16 protein-coding genes are annotated in these 20,057 nt (G+C 54.3%); 14 read left to right on the top strand and 2 right to left on the bottom strand.

All coding sequences use genetic code 11. The features are described from left to right. Window positions 1-13 precede the first annotated feature (13 nt). The 3 genes from malP to EDI29_RS16810 all read left to right on the top strand — a co-directional run bounded on the left by malP (window position 14) and on the right by EDI29_RS16810 (window position 5,816). Window positions 14-2,536, top strand: coding sequence for a maltodextrin phosphorylase (gene malP / locus EDI29_RS16820; protein WP_137741802.1), 2,523 nt, complete (start codon window positions 14-16; stop codon window positions 2,534-2,536). A gap of 12 nt (window positions 2,537-2,548) precedes the next feature. Next, entirely contained in the window at window positions 2,549-4,630 is a 2,082-nt protein-coding gene (gene malQ, locus EDI29_RS16815; RefSeq protein WP_137741801.1) for a 4-alpha-glucanotransferase, read from the top strand. A gap of 148 nt (window positions 4,631-4,778) precedes the next feature. Continuing rightward, window positions 4,779-5,816 (top strand): S66 family peptidase, encoded by a 1,038-nt coding sequence (locus tag EDI29_RS16810; RefSeq protein WP_137741800.1) that lies wholly within the window; start codon window positions 4,779-4,781, stop codon window positions 5,814-5,816. Between the two features lie 88 nt (window positions 5,817-5,904). On the opposite strand, the gene nfuA is transcribed toward EDI29_RS16810, so the two are convergent. After that, window positions 5,905-6,480: a Fe-S biogenesis protein NfuA gene (gene nfuA / locus EDI29_RS16805; protein ID WP_039345583.1), complete on the bottom strand. Its 576-nt coding sequence runs from the start codon at window positions 6,478-6,480 to the stop codon at window positions 5,905-5,907. Between the two features lie 60 nt (window positions 6,481-6,540). Further along, the gene (gene gntX / locus EDI29_RS16800; RefSeq protein ID WP_137741799.1) at window positions 6,541-7,242 is read right to left on the bottom strand and encodes a DNA utilization protein GntX; all 702 of its coding nucleotides are present in this window, start codon (window positions 7,240-7,242) and stop codon (window positions 6,541-6,543) included. Between the two features lie 210 nt (window positions 7,243-7,452). On the opposite strand from gntX, the gene bioH reads away from it, so the two are divergent. The 11 genes from bioH (at window position 7,453) to EDI29_RS16745 (ending at window position 19,994) form a co-directional block, all read left to right on the top strand. Next, a complete protein-coding gene (bioH, locus tag EDI29_RS16795) occupies window positions 7,453-8,220 on the top strand; it encodes a pimeloyl-ACP methyl ester esterase BioH (RefSeq protein ID WP_137741798.1) in 768 nt (255 codons plus the stop codon). Window positions 8,221-8,402: 182 nt separating this feature from the next. Further along, the gene (gene acrD, locus EDI29_RS16790) at window positions 8,403-11,519 is read left to right on the top strand and encodes a multidrug efflux RND transporter permease AcrD (RefSeq protein WP_137741797.1); all 3,117 of its coding nucleotides are present in this window, start codon (window positions 8,403-8,405) and stop codon (window positions 11,517-11,519) included. 145 nt (window positions 11,520-11,664) lie between these two features. After that, window positions 11,665-12,279, top strand: a complete 615-nt coding sequence (locus tag EDI29_RS16785; protein WP_137741796.1) for a LysE family translocator — start codon at window positions 11,665-11,667, stop codon at window positions 12,277-12,279. Between the two features lie 106 nt (window positions 12,280-12,385). Then, window positions 12,386-13,369: a GlxA family transcriptional regulator gene (locus EDI29_RS16780; protein ID WP_137741795.1), complete on the top strand. Its 984-nt coding sequence runs from the start codon at window positions 12,386-12,388 to the stop codon at window positions 13,367-13,369. Between the two features lie 124 nt (window positions 13,370-13,493). Next, complete coding sequence (locus EDI29_RS16775; RefSeq protein WP_137741794.1) at window positions 13,494-15,239, top strand: alkaline phosphatase; 1,746 nt, start codon at window positions 13,494-13,496, stop codon at window positions 15,237-15,239. Between the two features lie 12 nt (window positions 15,240-15,251). Further along, window positions 15,252-15,731 carry a hypothetical protein gene (locus tag EDI29_RS16770; protein ID WP_137741793.1) on the top strand — a complete coding sequence of 160 codons (480 nt, stop codon included), beginning with the start codon at window positions 15,252-15,254 and terminating at the stop codon, window positions 15,729-15,731. A gap of 8 nt (window positions 15,732-15,739) precedes the next feature. Beyond that, complete coding sequence (locus EDI29_RS16765; RefSeq protein ID WP_137741792.1) at window positions 15,740-16,432, top strand: ABC transporter ATP-binding protein; 693 nt, start codon at window positions 15,740-15,742, stop codon at window positions 16,430-16,432. Then, complete coding sequence (locus EDI29_RS16760; RefSeq protein WP_137741791.1) at window positions 16,429-17,820, top strand: FtsX-like permease family protein; 1,392 nt, start codon at window positions 16,429-16,431, stop codon at window positions 17,818-17,820. Before EDI29_RS16765 ends, EDI29_RS16760 begins: the two co-directional genes overlap by 4 nt. Before the next feature lie 218 nt (window positions 17,821-18,038). After that, on the top strand, window positions 18,039-18,920 hold the full coding sequence (locus tag EDI29_RS16755) for an SUMF1/EgtB/PvdO family nonheme iron enzyme (RefSeq protein ID WP_137741790.1): 882 nt from the start codon (window positions 18,039-18,041) through the stop codon (window positions 18,918-18,920). Then, window positions 18,910-19,443, top strand: a complete 534-nt coding sequence (locus EDI29_RS16750; RefSeq protein ID WP_107168920.1) for a carbapenem self-resistance protein CarG family protein — start codon at window positions 18,910-18,912, stop codon at window positions 19,441-19,443. The genes EDI29_RS16755 and EDI29_RS16750 overlap by 11 nt, the downstream gene beginning before the upstream one ends. Window positions 19,444-19,451: 8 nt before the next feature. Then, window positions 19,452-19,994: a carbapenem biosynthesis protein CpmH gene (locus EDI29_RS16745; protein ID WP_241664956.1), complete on the top strand. Its 543-nt coding sequence runs from the start codon at window positions 19,452-19,454 to the stop codon at window positions 19,992-19,994. The last annotated feature ends 63 nt before the right edge of the window (window positions 19,995-20,057 follow it).

Below are 20,057 nucleotides of genomic sequence, written 5' to 3'. Positions count from 1 at the left end.
AGGAGGAGGCACGATGTCAGATTCTGCAAAAAAGCCGGGTTCTTCAGAAAAGTCAGGTTCTTTAACGCGTTCAGTCGCTGTAAAAAAGTCAGATTTTTTGACTCAGCCAGCGTCTTCCAATCACTCTGCTATCGCCTTTGATGCAGTACAATTTGCCGCTGCGCTGCTTCGCCAACAGCGGCTCGGTGGCGTCGCTTCCCTGAAGGCGATGACGCCGGTGCAGTGCTGGCGTGCCGTCAGTCTTGCGCTAGCGGAACAGCTGCTGATGCATCCTGCGTCGCCAACCTCTTCCCCTGACCCAACGCCTCAGCGCCATGTGAACTACCTATCGATGGAGTTTCTGCCCGGTCGTTTGACGGGCAACAACCTGCTGAATCTGGGATGGTATGATGCCGTAGCCGACGTACTGGCAGAGCAGGGGCTGAACCTGAGCGATGTGCTGGAGCAGGAAACCGATCCGGGTTTAGGCAACGGCGGATTAGGCCGGCTGGCATCTTGCTTTCTGGACTCGATGGCGACGGTGGGGCAGCCTGCAACGGGTTACGGCCTCAATTACCAGTATGGCCTATTTCGTCAGCATTTCGCGCAAGAGCAGCAACAGGAAACGGCTGATGACTGGCAGCGTGATACCTATCCATGGCTTTTACCGCGTGCTGAGCTGGCGGTAGAGGTTGGGTTCGGCGGACGTCTGCAACCCCAGACCGATGGCAGCCTGCGCTGGTTGCCAGATACCGTTTTCAGAGGTGAAGCCTGTGACCTGCCGGTGATTGGCTATCATAACGGCGCTGCGCAGCCGCTGCGTTTGTGGCGTGCGACGCATCGCGATCCGTTTGATTTAACCTTATTCAATGAAGGCCACTATTTGCGCGCGGCGCAGGCGGGTATTTCCGCTGCCAGTCTGACCAGCGTGCTATACCCTAACGATAATCATGCGGCTGGCAAACGTCTGCGTCTGATGCAGCAGTATTTCCACTGTGCCTGTTCGGTAGCTGACATCCTGCGTCGCCATCTTAGCGCGGGGCGTGCGCTGTCTGCGCTGCCCGATTATGAAGTCATCCAGCTTAATGATACCCATCCGACGCTGGCGATCCCTGAGTTGATGCGGCTGCTGCTGGATGAACATCAGCTATCCTGGGACGACGCCTGGTCGATCACCGGACGCACCTTTGCTTACACCAATCATACGTTGATGCCGGAAGCGCTTGAGCGCTGGGACGAACGGCTGTTTGGCCGCTTGCTGCCTCGCCACCTGTCGATTGTCCGGCAAATTGATGCGCAGTTTAAGGTGCAGGTTGAGCAGAAATGGCCTGGCGATCTGCAGCGATGGGCGAAGCTCGCCATCCGCCATCAGCGCCAGATTCGCATGGCAAACCTGTGCGTCGTCAGTTGCTTTGCGGTCAACGGCGTGGCGGCGCTGCACTCGGAACTGGTGGTGAAAGATCTGTTCCCGGAATATCACCAGCTGTGGCCGGCCAAATTCCATAATGTCACCAACGGCATTACGCCACGTCGCTGGCTAAAACAGTGTAACCCAGCGCTGTCCGCGCTGATCGACGACACGCTGCCTACGCCGTGGGTGAACGATCTGCCTGCGTTGCAAGGGCTGGAGCCCTACGCGGATGATGCCGGTTTTCGTGAGCGTTATCGGCAAATCAAGGCCGATAATAAAACGCAGTTGGCGAGCTATCTCCGCCAACAGTATGACATTGTGGTCGATCCACTGGCGCTGTTTGACGTGCAAATTAAGCGATTGCATGAATACAAACGTCAGCATTTGAACCTACTTCATATTCTCGCGCTATATCGTCAATTGCGTGACAATCCGCATCTGGATATAGTGCCGCACGTCTTTCTGTTCGGTGCCAAAGCAGCACCGGGTTATGTCTTAGCAAAAAATATCATTTATGCCATTAATCGGGTCGCTGCGGTCATTAATCAGGATCGCCGCGTTAACGATCGCCTAAAGGTGATCTTTCCGGCGGACTATCGTGTCTCTCTGGCTGAACGGATGATTCCTGCTGCTGATGTCTCTGAGCAGATTTCGACGGCAGGTAAAGAAGCGTCTGGTACTGGCAATATGAAACTCGCGCTGAATGGCGCGTTGACCGTTGGCACGTTGGATGGGGCAAATGTAGAAATGGCGCAGCAGGTCGGTGAGGACAATCTGTTCATTTTCGGCCATACCGTAGAGCAGGTCAAAGCGTTACAGGCTCAGGGTTACGAACCGTCAGACTATCTTGCTGTGACGCCTCTGCTACGCGAAATACTGAATGAGCTAGCGAGTGGTGCATTCAGCCAGGGGGATAAAAACGCGTTTGCCCCACTGTTGGATAGCCTGTTGAAGCTGGGCGATCCCTATATGTTAATGGCCGATTTTGCACCGTATTGTGAGGTGCAGCAGCGTGTTGATGCGCTTTATCGTGAGCCGGATGAATGGACGCGCCGCTGTGTGCTGAATACCGCCAGAATGGGGATGTTCAGTTCGGACAGGGCGATTCATGATTACCAGACGCGTATTTGGCAAGCGCATCATTAGGAAAAGGAGAGGATGTTCAAGGTGGATAAACTGGCAAGCCAGCAAACCGGCATCGCGGAAAGCTATACCGATGCCTATGGCAAAGAGCACATTGTTGCTGCCGCAGTCAGAAACCAGATTCAGGCGATGATGGACGTTTCTGATAGCGGCAATGCGCCCCTGCCGCCTGTCCGTGTCTTTTTGCAAGGCCGAGATGCGGTCATCGAGCTTGCTGGTCACGGTGAATTCTTCTGGACGCTGATGTATGAAAACGGCGGTCAAATTCAAGGGCAGATAACCGGTGGTTCAACGCTGGCTCTGCCGGGCGTGCTGCCGCTGGGTTACCACTACCTGACGCTGACGCAGGCCGACCAGCGCTGGAGTTGTCGGATTATTGTTGCACCGCATCGCTGCTATGAACCTGAAGCTTTACAGCAGGGAAAACGCTGGTGGGGTGTGACCGTGCAGCTTTACACCTTGCGCTCGCACAACAACTGGGGCGTAGGGGATTTTGGCGATCTGCGCCAACTGGTAGAACAGATTGCCCGCCGCGGCGGTGCCTTTGTGGGGCTGAACCCACTGCATTCGCTGTACCCGGCGTTGGCAGAGGCGGCGAGCCCTTACAGCCCATCGTCCCGCCACTGGCTGAACATTATTTATATCGATGTCAATCGGATTGATGATTTCCAGCAGAGCGGGGAAGCGCAGGCGTGGTGGCACCGTGAGGAGACGCAAAGCGCCATCACAGCGCTGCGGGCGGGGCGCTGGGTCGATTATGAACCGGTTACGCAGCTTAAGCTGGCTGCTCTGCGGCTGGCGTACCGCTATTTTACTACCCGTAGTGCGCTGGACCCGCGCATTAGTGCGTTTCGTCAGTTTGTTGTCAGCGGTGGGCAAAGTCTGCAACTTCAGGCGACATTTGATGCATTGCAGGCCCACCTGAAAAAACAGGGCGAGAATTATGCGGACTGGCATCAATGGCCTGCCAGCTATCATGATGTACACAGCGAAACGGTAAAAGCATTCCGCCGTGAAAACAGCGATGAGATTACGTTCTACAGCTGGCTGCAATGGGTAGCGCATGAGCAGTTGGCAGACTGCTACGCGCACAGTAAGCAGCTTGGCCTGCCGTTAGGCTTGTATCGTGATTTGGCCGTCGGCGTCGCACAGGGCGGTGCAGAAACCTGGGACGAACGACAGCTCTATTGCCTTGATGCCTCTATCGGCGCACCGCCCGATCCGCTTGGGCCACAGGGGCAAAACTGGCAGCTTGCGCCGATGAACCCCACCATGATGCAGCTTCGGGGCTATCAACCTTTTATCGACGTACTGCGCAGCAATATGGCGCACTGCGGCGCGTTGCGTATCGATCATGTGATGGCGCTCTTGCGCCTGTGGTGGATACCGAAGGCAGAGTCGGCGGGCAACGGAGCTTACGTGCATTATCCGGTCGACGATCTGCTGGCGGTGCTGGCGCTGGAAAGTCAGCGTCATCGTTGCCTGATTATCGGCGAGGATTTAGGCACGGTGCCGCCGGAAATTGTCAGCAAACTGCATGATTACGGTATCTATTCTTACAAGGTACTGTTCTTTGAAAAGGATGGAGAGAACCACTTTCGTCCCCCCGAGGATTACCCGCGTCAGGCGATGGCAACCATCACTACCCACGACCTCCCGACGCTGCGCGGCTACTGGCAAACTGTGGATTTATCGCTGGGGAGAGAACTGGGGCTTTACCCGGAAGAGGCGTTGTTGCAGGAGCAGATGCAGCAACGTGAGAAGGCAAAACAGGGGCTGCTCAATGCATTACACCATTACGGGCTGTTGCCGCAGCGCGTTGGCCGCAACTCGACGCTGACGACAATGGGCGCGCCGCTGAGCCGTGGTGTTCATCGCTATGTTGCCGATAGCGCCAGTGCACTGGTTGGGTTTCAACTGGAAGACTGGCTGGATATGGCTACGCCGGTGAATGTACCGGGTACCAACCGTGAATACCCCAACTGGCGACGCAAGCTCACGCGCCCGCTGGAATCGATCTTCGCCGATCGCTGTCTTGAACGACTGGTTCGGGATGTGGATTTGCGCCGCGGTGTACCGGTAAAAGAGCAAAAGTAGATAATGGTATGAGTAGCCCATCTGAGTGGGCTGCTGAAGTTGATTCTGTAGTGCAAATGAAGGCAGCTTTTCAGTTGCTTGATAACTCAATCAGCTGGTTTTTTCGCTTGTAGGCTATGGATTGATATTGCCGGTAAGGACTTAATAGATGAGCATCCGATTTCCTTCCAAATTAATCCCTGGGGATCTAATCGCTATCACTGCCCCATCATCTGGTGTTCCTCAGCATTTACATCCCCGATTGGAACTTGCTATAAAAAATCTTCAGAGAGAAGGGTTTAGGGTTAGGGAAGGGGATTGCTTACGTTCTCAGCATAAAAATAAAAGTGCGGATAACGTTTCGCGAGCAAAAGAACTGATGCGTTATCTTACCGATCCTGAGGTGAAGGCTGTTATGCCGCCATGGGGTGGGGATTTGGCAATGGAATTACTTGAACTCGTAGATTTCAGCCTATTAGCACAAACTAAGCCGAAATGGTTTGTTGGTTTTTCTGATTTAAGTACATTCCATTTTCCATTGCTGACCCTTTCTGGATGGGCAACATTGCATGGACCGAATCTCATGGATTTGGGAGCCAAAGAGCTAGATACGACCACGAAAGCTATATGGGATGTGCTAAAAAGTGAAAGAGGCACCGAAATAACACAATATGCTTCAACAGCATTTCAACCTGATGAAAATCAGTGGGGTACAGCAACAGATGTTGGGTTTAATCTGACGCAACAAACGAAGTGGAAGCATCTTGATGGCGTTACGTCTTCTGCCAGTTTTCAGGGCCGTCTGATCGGAGGGTGCCTTGATATCATCTCTCGGTTAGCAGGAACCCCCTTTGGCAACTTGCCTTTGTTTCAAACACAAAATAGCGATGATGGCGTTATCTTGTACTTTGAAAATGTGGAAATGGGTCCGTGTGAGCTAACACGCGCGCTATTTAGCTTACGTTTACATGGCTGGTTCAATAAGGTAAATGGCATTTTGATAGGCAGGAGTGCAGGCCCAAACGTAAGTGTTCCCACTCAGCACAATTATTTGGATGCCCTTCGTTCTGCTCTTGGCGATCTGGCTGTTCCTGTTTTATATGATGTGGATATCGGCCACATCCCACCGCAACTCTCATTAGTTAATGGAGCACGGGCAATCGTCTTATTCACTCAAGGCAGTGGATCGATTACTCAGCAGTTGTAGCTAAAAGGAATAGTGCGTTTCCCCCTCAATCACATATAACCAGTCAATAGTGTGATCTTGAGTGAGGGGGAAATGATACGCAGGAAACTTAATAGTAAGAGTGCTCGCCGCGCTGGTGTTCGGTGAGATCTCTCACGCCTTTCAGATCAGGGAATTTTTCCAGCAGCTCTTTCTCGATCCCTTCTTTCAGCGTGACGTCGACCATAGAACAGCCGTTACAGCCGCCGCCAAATTGCAGAATCGCCAGACCATCGTCGGTAATTTCCATCAGCGTCACGCGGCCGCCGTGGCCAGCCAGCTGTGGGTTGATCTGCGATTGCAGCACATACTCCACGCGTTCCATCAGCGGGGCGCTGTCATCCACTTTACGCATTTTGGCGTTCGGCGCTTTCAGCGTGAGCTGAGAACCTAATTGGTCGGTCACGAAGTCGATTTCAGCGTCTTCCAGATAAGGTGCGCTGAGTTCGTCCACATAAGCGGAAATTTTTTCAAACTTCAGTACGGTATCGCTGGCTTCTACGGCATCCGGCGGGCAATACGAGACGCCGCACTCGGCGTTTGGCGTACCTGGATTGATAACAAATACGCGAATCTGTGTGCCTTCTTCCTGTTTTGCCAACAGTTTCAGGAAATGCTCCTGAGCAGCATCGGTAATACGGATCATAATAGTAAGCTCGATAGTTGACTGCACTTATCGGTTATAATACGCCCATCCTCCCCCCGACTACAAGGTTCGGCACAAACACCAGACCTGAACGCCTGCCGCGCCCTGAGCTAACAATAGCCTGCTGATTTCGGCTGCGGTACTGCCCGTTGTGACCACATCATCCAGTAAAATCACCTGTTGCCCAGACAGCGAGACATCACAGGAAAACGCGCCCCGTAGGTTTCGCCGCCGTGCGCTGGCGCTGAGCGTTTGCTGTAGCGGCGTGCGTCGGGTGCGCTGCAATTCGCGTGGATCGTAAGCACAGTTCAGCCAACGGGCGAGAGGGCGAGCGAGCAACTCGGTCTGGTTAAAGCCACGACGCCACTGGCGGTTGCGGTGCAGGGGAACGGTGAACAGGCGGTCGGGGCGGAATAGCGGAACCTGCCCGGTGAGTTTTCGCTCGCGGTAGGCCATCTGCCAGCGTAATAACAGCTGTCGCGCAAGTACCGCTGCCAGCTCGGTTTTACCATTAAACTTGAAATGCTTAAGTAGCGTGTTGAACGGCGGTGCGTAGTCGCTGATAAAGGTCATCGATTGCCAGGGCGGTGGATTTTGCAGGCAGCGCCCGCACTGACGTGTGATGTCGCCTGTGGGTAAGCCACAGCGCGGGCAGCAGGTGGGCAAACGGGGTAAATGGCGCTGACAGTACGAACAAATTCCCTGCTGGCTGTGGTGAAGCGGCAATAAACATAGCCAGCAACGGGCTGTGATGGTTAACATATTCTTTCCCTAAATATGGTTTTTCCCTGAAAGACTTTTACCCCACGCCAGTATGAAGTCATGCTGGTTACGTAAGCTTGTCGTTAGGGGAACACAGGGGGAGGTTCCCACAGGGATGCCTCACCCCTGTGGTCGCCCCGCGTATTTCGATGCTTAAACGATCGGCACTAACGTAAGCGTGACGGGTTCCCTGAGAAAGGAAGATAACGGATGGCAGCGTTGTATTGGCAGAGCGAAGGTGCAGGAAATACGGATCTTGTGTTGCTGCACGGCTGGGGATTGAATGCGCAGGTATGGCAAAGCATAGTTGCGCGACTCGCCCCGCATTTTCGCCTGCATTTGGTCGATCTGCCGGGCTATGGCAGGAGTCAGGGATTCGGTTCGATGTCGCTGAGCGACATGGCGGGCTTCGTGCTGGCGCAGGCACCAGCGCGTGCCGTCTGGCTGGGGTGGTCGCTGGGCGGACTGGTTGCCAGTCAAATTGCGCTGAGCGCCCCTGCGCGGGTGGACAAGCTGATTACCGTGGCGTCGTCGCCCTGCTTCAGCGCACAAGAGGGCTGGCCGGGTATCAAACCGGACGTATTGCAGGGGTTTCAGCAGCAGCTCAGTGAAGATTTCCAGCGCACGGTTGAGCGATTTCTGGCGCTGCAAACGCTGGGAACAGAGAGCGCACGGCAGGATGCCCGACTGTTGAAAAGCGTGGTGTTGGAACAGCCGATGCCGTCAGTCGAGGTGTTGAACGGTGGGCTGGCAATCCTGCGTGAAGCCGATTTACGCCAGCCGTTAGCCGACTTGGCCGTGCCGTTCCTACGGCTCTATGGTGCGTTAGACGGGCTGGTGCCACGCAAGGTTGCCGGATTGTTGGAGCAACAATGGCCGAACTCAACGTCGGTAGTCATTCCAAAGGCCGCACATGCGCCGTTTATCTCGCATCCCGATGCCTTCTCCGAGCAGATAATCGCGTTCGCTCAGGCGTAGCCGACGATAATTTACATTTTCTCCTCAATTTCTCCACGATTTAACCGATGTTGGCAGTTAAGGTAATTTGGCACCCTGTATGCAGGGGTTTTCTCTGGGGTTAGTGAATCTATTCCGGTTGATAATAAGTAGGCTGCTTATGAAGCAGCCACATCAAAATATGGCTGAGGAGTGTAGGAGAGATGGCGAATTTTTTTGTCGACCGTCCTATTTTTGCGTGGGTGCTGGCTATCCTTCTCAGCCTGTGCGGTATGTTGGCGATCAAATCATTACCGCTAGAACAGTATCCCGATCTGGCACCGCCCAGCGTAAGGATCACAGCTAACTACCCCGGTGCATCGGCACAGACGTTGGAAAATACCGTCACACAGGTTATCGAGCAAAGCATGACTGGGCTGGATAACCTGATGTACATGTCCTCGGACAGCAGCAATACCGGGCAGTCCCGTATTATGCTGACCTTTGAAGCAGGTACTGACCCCGATGAAGCGCGTCAGCAGGTGCAAAACCAGCTGCAATCCGCTACCCGTAAGCTGCCGCAGGATGTGCAGCAACAGGGGGTTACCGTAAGTAAAACGGGCGATACCAATATCCTGATGGTCGCGTTTGTCTCTACCGATGGCAGCATGGACAAACAGGATATCGCCGATTATGTTGCGACGAATATTCAGGAGCCGATCAGCCGCATTAGCGGGGTGGGCGAGGTCGATTCCTATGGGTCACAATATGCGATGCGCATCTGGTTAGACCCGGCCAAACTGATGGATTATGCGCTGACGACCAGCGACGTGGTGCGGGCTATCGAATCGCAGAACAGTCAGGTCTCGGTAGGGCAAGTCGGCGGCGTGCCGTCGGTGGATAATCAGGCGCTTAACGCCACGATCAACGCGCAGTCACTGCTGCAAACGCCACAGCAGTTCCGTGATATCACGCTGCGCGTCAATCAAGATGGCTCTGCGGTGACGTTGGCTAATGTTGCGGAAGTGGAACTGGGTTCTGAACGCTACGATTTTCTCAGCCGTTTTAACGGTCAGGCCGCCTCTGGTCTGGGCGTAAAACTGGCGTCTGGCGCGAATGAGCTGGAAACCGATAAACGCGTCAGAGAACGTATCGAGGAGCTGTCGCAGTACTTCCCACACGGTCTGGAAGCCAAAATCGCCTTCGAGACATCCCCTTTCGTTAAAGCCTCTATCACCGATGTGGTGAAAACTCTGTTTGAAGCGGTGCTGCTGGTCTTTCTGGTGATGTACCTGTTCTTACAGAATTTCCGTGCCACCCTGATTCCTACGATTGCCGTGCCGGTGGTGTTGCTCGGTACGTTTGCCGTGCTGTATGCCTTCGGTTTTAGCCTGAATACGCTGACGATGTTCGCGATGGTGCTGGCGATTGGCCTGCTGGTGGATGATGCCATTGTGGTGGTGGAAAACGTGGAACGGGTGATGAGCGAAGAGGGGCTCTCGCCACGCGACGCGACGCGAAAATCGATGGGGCAGGTGCAAGGGGCGCTGGTCGGGATTGCGCTGGTGCTGTCCGCCGTATTTGTACCGATGGCCTTCTTTGGCGGCACCACGGGGGCGATTTATCGTCAGTTCTCCATCACGATTGTGACGTCAATGATTCTGTCGGTGCTGGTGGCGATGATCCTGACGCCTGCACTGTGTGCGACGCTGCTCAAGCCGCTCGCTAAAGGCCAACACCACGGTCGTAAAGGGTTTTTCGGCTGGTTCAACCGCAGCTTTACCCGCACGTCGCTGAAGTATGAGCGCGGCGTCGGCAAAATATTGGTCAGTAGCGGACGCTGGCTGCTGCTTTATATGGGCATTATCGGGATTATGGCCTTCCTGTTTTTCCGGCTGCCGACCTCGTTTCTGCCGCAGGAAGATCGGGGGGTGTTCACGACACAAGTGCAACTTCCACCGGGTTCGACGCAGCAGCAGACCTTACAGGTGGTCAACAAGATCGAGCAGTATTACCTCACGCAGGAAAAAGACACCGTGACGTCCGTGTTTTCCACCATTGGCTCTGGGCCGGGCGGTAACGGACAGAACGTGGCGCGGCTGTTTGTGCGTCTTAAAGACTGGGATGAGCGCACCATGCCGGAGAGCAGCTCGTTTGCCGTGATCGAACGCGCGACCAAAGCCTTTCGCGATATCAAGGAAGCGCGCGTGTTCGCCAGCAGCCCGCCGTCAATTAACGGCTTGGGTAGCGCTGCGGGCTTCGCTATGCGGTTACAGGATCGCGGTGGATTGGGGCACGATGCGCTGATGGAAGCGCGGGATCGACTGCTGAACATGGCTGACAGCAACCGCGAACTGACGCGCGTGCGCCACAACGGGCTGGATGACAGCTCGCAACTGCGGATTCATATCGATCAGCGCAAAGCACAGGCGCTGGGGGTCTCGGTGGATGACATTAACAGCACGCTGAAAACGGGCTGGGGGTCGACCTATGTCAATGATTTCCTTGATCGTGGTCGGGTGAAGAAAGTCTACGTTCAGGCGGCGGCGAAGTTCCGTATGCTGCCGGACGACATCAGCAAATGGTATGTTCGCAATAACAGCGGTGGCATGGTGCCGTTTAGCGCGTTTGCACAAACCGTCTGGGAAACCGGTTCGCCGCGTCTTGAGCGTTACAACGGCTATTCGTCGCTGGAAATTGTCGGCGAGGCGATGCCGGGTGTCAGTACCGGCACGGCGATGACGATCATGGAATCGCTGGTGGCGAAGCTGCCGGAAGGGTTTGGGTTGGAGTGGACGGGCATGTCCTTACAGGAGCGACTGAGCGGGGCGCAAGCACCGGCGCTGTATGCCGTTTCGCTACTGGTGGTGTTTCTGTGTCTGGCCGCGCTGTATGAAAGCTGGACAGTGCCGTTCTCCGTCATGCTGGTGGTGCCGATGGGCGTGTTGGGGGCGCTGGTAGCGACCTGGGCGCGCGGTCTGGAAAACGATGTCTACTTTCAGGTTGGGCTACTGACGGTAGTCGGGCTATCGGCGAAGAACGCCATTCTGATTGTGGAATTCGCCAACGAGATGAACCAGAAAGGGAAAGATTTGGTTGAGGCCACGCTGGAGGCTTCGCGCCAGCGGTTGCGGCCAATCTTGATGACGTCGCTGGCATTTATCTTCGGTGTCCTGCCGATGGCGACCAGCAGCGGTGCGGGCTCGGCCAGCCAGCATGCGGTGGGAACAGGCGTGATCGGCGGTATGCTGGCGGCCACCTTCCTCGCCATCTTCTTCGTGCCGCTGTTCTTTGTCGTCGTGCGGCGTCGTTTCCCGCTGAGAGATAAGATCTCGGAATAGAGTGCAGGTAGCATTGCCGAAAGCTTGATGAACTTAGCCGAATGGCGACTGACTAGGTGTCCATAAATAACAATATTTAGTCCGAACTGTTCATTTATTCACGCTGAACAGTTCGCTCTAATACCTCTGTAAAAGAGGAGATGTTATGGATATGCATGTATGGTTTTACTTCGCGCTTGCCTGTTGCGGCCTTGCTCTGACCCCTGGGCCGAATGCGTTACTGGTCATCACGCACAGTATCCGGTTCGGGCCTGCTATCACCCTGTATACCATTTTGGGCGGAATACTGGCCTTCGCACTGCTGATGACGGTGTCCCTGTTTGGCATTGATGTGTTGCTTAACATGTACCCTTCTTTTCTGACTTACATAAAATTTGCTGGCGGCATGTATCTTATCTGGCTGGGTTTCAGGCAATGGCGGTTAAGGACGCTGAATATCGGTGAGTCTGCGCCATTGGCGGCATCGATAAATCGGTTATCTCTTTTTACTCAGGGTGCCGCGTCGGCAGGGGCTAACCCGAAAGTCTTCTTATTTTTCGGGGCGTTTCTCTCTCAGTTTATCGATCCGACAAAAGACTCCTTGCTGCAATTTGTCGTGATGGTCGCCACCTTTGCTGCCGTGGAGTTTTTGGTTGAACTGGCTATCAATCTTACAGCGGGACGGTTCCGATCTTATCTCGCGGTACATGGAAAAGCCTTCAGCATGGTCTGCGGTGTCATCTTTATGATGATTGGCGGTCTGGTGTTGTTTATGCAGTAAACGGCGGGTCTGGTTCTGAGAAAGACGCTTTCCCCGTTGAGGGGTAAAATAGGGTTATCTCTGTCTGGATTGCGTTGTCGCGATCCGTTTTTTGAGCAGGCGTAACATGGTCAATCCCCAGGTAAAATTTGTTCTGCTGCTGATGCCGGGGTTTTCTCTTTTGTCGGTCGGCGGGTTTCTTGACAAGCTGCGGTTCTCCAGCGATGAGGAGGACTACAGCCGTCAGTTGACCTGTTCCTGGACGCTGACTGCGTTGGATAACCACCCTGTGACAGCAAGCTGTGGCGCCGTACTCGTACCGGATCAGGCGGTTTCAACGCGGCAAATCCATGCGGGAAACTGCGATTATTTCGTTATCTTTGGTGGGAATGTACCGGCCAAAATAGTGTCTGATACCGCCTCTTATCTCCCCTTACTGCGGCACCTCCGGCGCAGTAAGATCCCGCTTGTGAGTGTCGATAACGCCGCCTTTCTTCTCGCTGATACGGGGCTTTCCGGCAAGCGTATTCTTGTTCACTGGCGTCATTTTGGTGAATTTAAAGCGCTGTTTCCGTCGATTACTCCTGTTACAGACAAGAACGTCATGGAGGAAGGGCACGTCTATTCCTGCCCCGGAGGCAGTGCCACCATCGAGCTGGCGGCCTTTCTTCTGGAAAAAAAACTGGGCAGGGAAAGGGCTATCAAGGGGTTGTCAGACATGTTAGTCGGGGGATTTGTGCCACCGTCTCACCTGACATGGAACAGCCCTGAGCTTGAAGGTATGCCGATGTCGGTACGGCGGGCGCTAATTATCATGCGTCAGAGTCTGGCAAGCAGGCTTAGTTCTGAGGATATTGCTCAGCGCAGCGGCCTATCGCGTAGACAGCTGGATAGGTCGTTGCAAAAGAGTATCGGCCGCACCATCCAGCAGGCATACATGGACATGAAGATCGCTCAGGCTTGCTGGTTGATGTCACGTACTGCTCGTACCTTGTCGCAAATTGCGACAGATACCGGTTTTTCCGATCCCAGCCACCTGAACCGTATTTTCAGGCTGCATCTGGGGCTGACACCCGGAAAATGGCGTCAGGAGAATGCATTTAAAACGTAAAAGACAGATTGTATTTGTTATTGAAAATAGATGTAGATGCAATAATTTATGGTGAAATTCATCAAACTGTAAAAAAAGGTAACTACGTTATGTCCTGCTAAACTACGCAACCAAGGACATAACAATGAAAGCTCGCTGGTTACTGCCTTTACTGATTTCTGCTGCGCTGCCAGGAATGGTGCAGGCTCAGGCCATTTATCCCATTGACCGCGCCACGATGCTGGCAGGCGGAAAATTCGATTTTAAAGTCGAGTTTGATGAAGTACTCAAGCCAGAAGATATTCGCATTCTGATCAACGGCAAAGATTACCAGCAGGTGCTGGGTAAAACGGCCTCATTTGTTGAACGTGAAGATGGCGGCAATGCTTCCACGATCTGGCTGCGAGACGTGAACCTGCCTGAAGCAGGCAAGTATGTGGTAGAAGCGGAAGCCAAAGGCAAGAAAACGCAGGTGAACTGGGACGTGTATTCGGCGTCTGGCCCGCGTAAAGCCAAAAACGTGATTCTGTTCATCGGCGATGGCCTGTCCGTCGCACACCGCACCGGCGCGCGCATCCTGTCTAAAGGGGTGACGGAAGGGAAAGCGGACGGTCGTCTGGCGATTGATGACCTGCAATATATGGCGTTTGGCGGTACTTCCAGTACGGACTCCATCGCAGCCGACAGCGCCAATACCATGAGTGCTTACATGACCGGTCACAAATCCGGTGTGAATGCGCTGGGCGTGTACGTCAGCCGTAGCAAAAACTCACTGGATCACCCGAAGCAGGAAACGCTGGGTGAACTGCTGACCCGTTCTACCAAAATGTCTGTTGGCGTAGTCAGTGATGCTGAACTTCAGGATGCGACGCCAGCCGCTGTGGTTTCCCACACTCGCCGCCGTGCGGATAAAGCTGAAATCGTCGAGATGTTCTACAACGTGCAGCCGACAGTCATGCTGGGCGGCGGTTCAGCCTACTTCCTGCCGAAAAGCACACCGGGATCAAAACGTAAAGACGAAACCAACTACGTTGAGAAATTCCAGCAGGCGGGTTACTCACTGGTTACCGATGCGGATTCTCTGAAGAAAAACGCTTCACAGGCCACCAAGCTGCTGGGACTGTTCCACACCGGTAATATGGACGGCGTGATGGATCGTCGTTTCCTGAAAAATGACGTGGCCAAGAAATTCCCTAATCAGCCTGACCTGACTGAAATGACGCAGGCGGCGCTGGATGTGCTGTCCAAAAACCAAGATGGCTTCTTCCTGATGGTGGAATCCGCGCTGATCGACAAAGCCTCTCACCCGCTGGATTGGGAACGTGCGTTTACGAACACCATCATGCTGGATCAGTCTGTCGCGATCGCCAAGAAGTTCGTGGAGAAGAACCCAGATACGATGATCATCGTAACGGGTGACCATACGCACGGCCTGTCTATCATCGGTACGGTCGATGACAGCAAACCAGGCACCGAGATGCGTGAGAAAGTTGGCGTGTATGAAGACGCAGGCTATCCGAACTATAAAGATGCCAACAAAGACGGCTACCCGGATGACCTGAACGTCTCGAAACGTCTGGCGGTGTTCTTCAACAACTACCCAGACTATTACGAAACGTTCCGTCCGAAGCTGGATGGTCAGTTCGTGCCTGCTATCAAGAACGAAAAAGATGAGTACGTTGCCAACAAAGCCTACGAGAAAGTACCGGGTGCGGTATTCCGTGAAGGGATTCTGCCACGCTCTTCTGACACAGGTGTTCATGCCGTTGACGATATGGTGATTCAGGCGAGTGGCCCAGGTGCAGAACGTATCCGTGGCTACATGGAAAACACCGATCTGTTCCGCGTGATTGTCGATGCACTGGCGGTAAAACCGCAAGACAAAAAGTAATCCTACGACGCTATGAATAATGCGAAATGCAGCAAAGCGGGGGCAACCCCGCTTTTATTCTCCTGGCTGCGTGCGGTGTTGGTGTTGCTGCTCCTTGGTGGCATCGCACCCGTGAATGCCGCGCAGTCTGAACTCTCCTTCGATAAGCTGTATGCCTCTTACGGCGTGCTGGGTCTTGAATTCTCCAATGAGGTCAAAGCACTTTCCGGCAAACGGGTAACGATGCGCGGCTTCATGGCACCGCCGCTCAAGGCGGAGTCACAATTCTTTGTTTTAACTAAAATGCCGATGGCGCTGTGCCCCTTCTGTTCGTCTGATGCGGATTGGCCCGAAGATATCGTTGTGGTCTATCTCGCCAAACGTCAGACCTTCGTACAGAACAACACCATGATTGAAGTAGAAGGTGTGTTGGAGCACGGATCGTGGACCGATCCCGAAACGGGTTTTGTCAGCCTGCTGCGACTGCGTGAAGCTACGTTCGATACCCTTTAGGAGCGCTGATGGCTGAGCTATTGATTCAACACCTGAGTGTGACCTTCCCTGATACATCAGAGGCCGTGCTGGATATTCCTGCGCTGTCGATTCGTTCCGGCGAACGCGTGGCGGTGATGGGGCCTTCTGGCTCCGGTAAAACGACGTTGGTGAATGCCATCACCGGCATGGATCACAGTGGAACAGGTCAGGTGCAGTGGGAAAAGCAGGACATCTGGCAGTTGAACGAAGCGGAACGTGACCGCTGGCGAGCGCAGCACATCGGGCTGGTGATGCAGGACTTTCACCTTTTCCCCGGTCTGAATGCGATAGAAAACGTCTTGCTGCCCGCACAGTTTCACCACTGGCGGATACCGGCGTCGCTCAGGCAGCGAGCGGTAGAGTTGCTGGCACAGGTTGGGCTGGACACGGGGAAACGCCCGGTCGAAGTGCTATCACGCGGCGAGAAGCAGCGGGTTGCGGTAGCAAGAGCCTTACTTAGCAAGCCAGATATCATCGTTGCCGATGAACCGACGGCGAGTTTAGATGCACAGAGCGGTGAGCAGATTGCTGACCTGCTGGTGACGCTGGCGCGCGAGAGCCGCGCAACGCTTATTGCCATTACGCACGATGCGCGTCTGGCTTCCCAGATGTCGCGCTGTATTCAACTGGAAAAAGGACGCCTTGTGGCGGACAAGCCCTATCAGGAGGATCGTGCATGATTCCATGGCGTCTTATCTGGGTCGACTGGCGTCGGCTCTGGCCGGGTGTGCTGGTCGTGGTGTTGCTGATCGCAGTGGCGACAGCACTAAGTATTTCGGTGAGTTTGCAGGAAAGAGCATTACGGATGGGCAGCGCCAAGGCTGCCGATCGTTTTGATTTAGTGATCGGTGCGCCGGGAAGCGAAACACAGCTTGTGCTGTCATCCGTGTTTTTGCAACCCTCCGCGCTGACGTTGATTCCCGCACAGGTGCTAACCGACCTGGAGAAGAATCCGCTGGTGGCGTGGGCGGCCCCGGTCGCGTTTGGTGATTTTTATCAAGGGATGCCGATTATCGGCACCACGCCGCCGTTGGTGACGGATAACGGCAAGCGACAGCTCACCGCCGGACGCCTGTTCAACGACGGTTTTGAAGCTGTAGTCGGCGCGCAAACCGGGCTGACGGTGGGGAGTAAATTTAGCCCTATCCACGGTCAAGTAGGAACGGAAGGCGCGCACGCGCACGATGATGTCACCTACACCGTGGTTGGTGTGTTGCCTGCGGACGGCAGCGCATGGGATAACGCGATTCTGGTTCCGGTGAACGCAGTATGGCGGGTACATGGAATCCATCCACCGCATGATGCGGACGATGCACACCACGATGACCACGACCATAGCGATCATGGCGCACATGAGCATGAAGGTGAGCATGGGCATGATGACGCTGCGCACACGGAAGATGAGCAGCATGCTGATGAACATCACGACGAAGCCCATTCTGCGGAAGGAACGGGCAGCCGTGACCACCCAGCTACGGCAGCACATGACGACGATCATCACGATGTGGGAGCACAAGAGCACAAGCATCAGGCGGGGCTGCCTGCGATTGTTGTGAAACCAAAAACAATTGCAGGGGCTTATCAACTGCGTTCGCTGTATCGCAGCAACACGACGCTGGCGGTGTTCCCCGGTGAAGTGCTGGTGAAGCTGTACTCGATGTTGGGTGATATCCGCGAACTGCTGACCTATATCTCGCTGGGGACACAGGGATTAGTGGGGGTGGCCGTGGCGATGGTGGCGGTTATCCACCTGCGGCAACGGCAGAAACAGATCGGTGCACTGCGCGCGTTTGGCGCACCGCGCTATGGCATTTTTACGCTGATCTGGAGCGGGCTGATGTCGCTAGTGGGCGTCGGCGTGTTGCTGGGTGTCGGCCTTGGTTACCTTGCGGCACGTGCGATTGCGGTAGTCATGAGCGAAAAAAGCGGCTTTGTGCTGCCAGTGACGTTGGAATGGGAAGATATCCACTTCGTCCTGCTCCTGTTGCTGGTTGCCGCTGTCGTCCTCACGATCCCGGCTATGCTGTCTTATCGGCAGTCTCCCGCAACGGCGCTTCGAGGGGAGTAAGCGCGTCGACTCATTCGCTGAGCTAAGCTGTGTTGGCATCGGGCGCGTTGTTTTGGCACCCGATGCTGTTTTTTATCCCACCTATAGACCCCCACTTGAACCGCTAAGACGATGAAAAGTCTATTCTATGGCTAGCTCAAACCGTAGGCAGAGGCATATACTTCGGCGGCGAATAAATAAATGATGTTCCCTCCTCAGTACGGTTAACACGGATTGTTATGTTAAAGAACGGTTTTATCTTTTCAGGGCTGTGTTTAATGCTATCGCATGCCGCAGCGCTACCCGTTATGGACGCTAAGGTGAACGTGGTAACAGAAATTAACGTCGACGGCGGCAATTTTTACGTGGGTTCTGTCTTTGGCCCAGAAGACTATGCGGCTCATGCCAACACGTCGATTACCTCTTTTTCCATGACGCAAACAGAAATCACCTATCAGCAGTACCATGCGCTGCAAGATTGGGCGGACGCACACGGTTATCAGCTTAGTGGTGGCTGCAATGGCGCGACGTTTGAAGATTGCTTGCCACCTGAGCAGGATAGTGGGCAACACCCTGTGACCAATGTTTCATGGTGGGATGCGGTGATTTTTGCCAATGCACTCAGCGAACGGCAGCAACTGCAACCTCGTTACCTCACTATTGACGGTAAGACGCTGAAGCGTGCTCCAGAAGACGATAACGACAAGCTGATGCGTGAGAATCCGCAGGCATCAGGTTACCGCTTGCCGACGTTAGCGGAATGGCAAATGGCGGCCAGAGGCGGCAAGAAGGGACTTGCGGATGCCACTTACGGCTCTCGCTATGCAGGCAGCGAACAGCCGGATCGCGTGGCGCATTTTCCCTCGGACACGCAGTTGTTTGGAACGGTGCCAGTGGCATCGAAGCGCCCCAATTCACTGGGTCTGTACGACATGAGTGGCAATGTCTCTGAGTGGTTGAATGAGCCCTATGCGGTAGAGGGCGGCAAAACGATGTTCTACTTTTGCGGCGGAAGCTATCTGGAACAGGTGCATAGTCTGGCAAGCTGCGATCTGCATACGCCCGGTTTTTTCATGCCGGACATCGGTTTTCGATTGGTAAGGACGCGTGGTGATAAATAAATTCGTTGGTGGGGTGGTGCTCTGCGCCATCAGCAGCGCTGCCGCTGCACTGTCTCCCGTGGTGCTGAAAGACGGCATCAACCGACTGGATCTGAATCAGGACGGTGGGCAAGACTATGTTGTCGTGGCGCAGTTTGACAACAATACCTCGCATCCTCATCTCGGGCTGACTTTCTTTATACAACGGCCGGACGGTGGACACAGCATTATGCCCGTTGCCAACAGTAATACGTTTACCTGGTTTGATTATCGGCTGTCCGCCGCTGCTGATTTTCTGGTGCAGGATAATCAACTGTTCCTGTCTGGCGGTCGCTACTTTCTGGTATCGGCAAGGAAGGAAGGGGAAAACGCCTTTGATCCTGCAAAAGTTATTTTGACGATTTACGGTTTCAACTCGTCGCAGGACGATCCGGGTGTGCCGTTGTATGAATGGTCAGAACGCAAGCGTGTCGTCACGCAAAATGCCTACCAATCTGTCGATGAGGCCTACAAGGAAGTCGATGAGGCAATGCTAGCAAAATGAAAATGTCGATGTTAATCGCAGTCGGACTACTTTTGCCTGTCGTGGCGTTGGCACAGCTGAGCGAGCGGGATTATCAGCAGCGGGTACAGGACTTCTTTGATGCAGGGTCACCTTTGTGTCTGGGTGAGAAACAGTGGCCAGTGCATAGCCCTAAAGGCGACGCGCCTTGGAACAGCGGGCGTTTGCACGCGTTGGTCGATGCGGGTCTGGCCTATGCCACGCCGGAAGGAACCAGCACGGTATACCGTTTATCGCCCATAGGGGATAAAAACTGGCGTCAGTATGGTGACCTGTGTTACGGCAGGATGCAGGTGGATCGCATTGAGAAAGTCGACCGCGTGAATCAGGAACTGACGGTGGTGTATTTCACTTATCGTTTAACGCCACTGGAGAACTGGGCGCATAACCGGGCGCTACGTTTTGCCTTTAGCGAGCTGGATAATCTTGTTGGTGGCGTAGGAACCACGCGCTATTCGGCCACCATTCGTGAAGCGTTAGGCGGAGCGGCGAAATTGCAGGATTATCCTGTGCCAGTAGAACTGGATTACTGATGCTAAATAAAAAACAGGGTGAACATGGTCCACCCCGTTTTTTACTCCCTTGGCATCACGCCG

The sequence above is a fragment of the Pectobacterium polonicum genome (genome assembly GCF_005497185.1).
Classification (GTDB): Bacteria; Pseudomonadota; Gammaproteobacteria; order Enterobacterales; family Enterobacteriaceae; genus Pectobacterium; species Pectobacterium polonicum.
The sequence above is the reverse complement of the archived record's forward strand: the minus strand, read 5'-3'. Positions and strand labels throughout refer to the sequence as shown.

What these genes read in the sequence shown, in the direction of transcription:
- malP (WP_137741802.1), top strand. Translation starts at nt 14, where the DNA reads ATGTCAGATTCTGCAAAAAAGCCGGGTTCTTCAGAAAAGTCAGGTTCT.
- malQ (WP_137741801.1), top strand. Translation starts at nt 2,549, where the DNA reads ATGTTCAAGGTGGATAAACTGGCAAGCCAGCAAACCGGCATCGCGGAA.
- EDI29_RS16810 (WP_137741800.1), top strand. Translation starts at nt 4,779, where the DNA reads ATGAGCATCCGATTTCCTTCCAAATTAATCCCTGGGGATCTAATCGCT.
- nfuA (WP_039345583.1), bottom strand. Translation starts at nt 6,480, where the DNA reads ATGATCCGTATTACCGATGCTGCTCAGGAGCATTTCCTGAAACTGTTG.
- gntX (WP_137741799.1), bottom strand. Translation starts at nt 7,242, where the DNA reads ATGTTAACCATCACAGCCCGTTGCTGGCTATGTTTATTGCCGCTTCAC.
- bioH (WP_137741798.1), top strand. Translation starts at nt 7,453, where the DNA reads ATGGCAGCGTTGTATTGGCAGAGCGAAGGTGCAGGAAATACGGATCTT.
- acrD (WP_137741797.1), top strand. Translation starts at nt 8,403, where the DNA reads ATGGCGAATTTTTTTGTCGACCGTCCTATTTTTGCGTGGGTGCTGGCT.
- EDI29_RS16785 (WP_137741796.1), top strand. Translation starts at nt 11,665, where the DNA reads ATGGATATGCATGTATGGTTTTACTTCGCGCTTGCCTGTTGCGGCCTT.
- EDI29_RS16780 (WP_137741795.1), top strand. Translation starts at nt 12,386, where the DNA reads ATGGTCAATCCCCAGGTAAAATTTGTTCTGCTGCTGATGCCGGGGTTT.
- EDI29_RS16775 (WP_137741794.1), top strand. Translation starts at nt 13,494, where the DNA reads ATGAAAGCTCGCTGGTTACTGCCTTTACTGATTTCTGCTGCGCTGCCA.
- EDI29_RS16770 (WP_137741793.1), top strand. Translation starts at nt 15,252, where the DNA reads ATGAATAATGCGAAATGCAGCAAAGCGGGGGCAACCCCGCTTTTATTC.
- EDI29_RS16765 (WP_137741792.1), top strand. Translation starts at nt 15,740, where the DNA reads ATGGCTGAGCTATTGATTCAACACCTGAGTGTGACCTTCCCTGATACA.
- EDI29_RS16760 (WP_137741791.1), top strand. Translation starts at nt 16,429, where the DNA reads ATGATTCCATGGCGTCTTATCTGGGTCGACTGGCGTCGGCTCTGGCCG.
- EDI29_RS16755 (WP_137741790.1), top strand. Translation starts at nt 18,039, where the DNA reads ATGTTAAAGAACGGTTTTATCTTTTCAGGGCTGTGTTTAATGCTATCG.
- EDI29_RS16745 (WP_241664956.1), top strand. Translation starts at nt 19,452, where the DNA reads ATGTTAATCGCAGTCGGACTACTTTTGCCTGTCGTGGCGTTGGCACAG.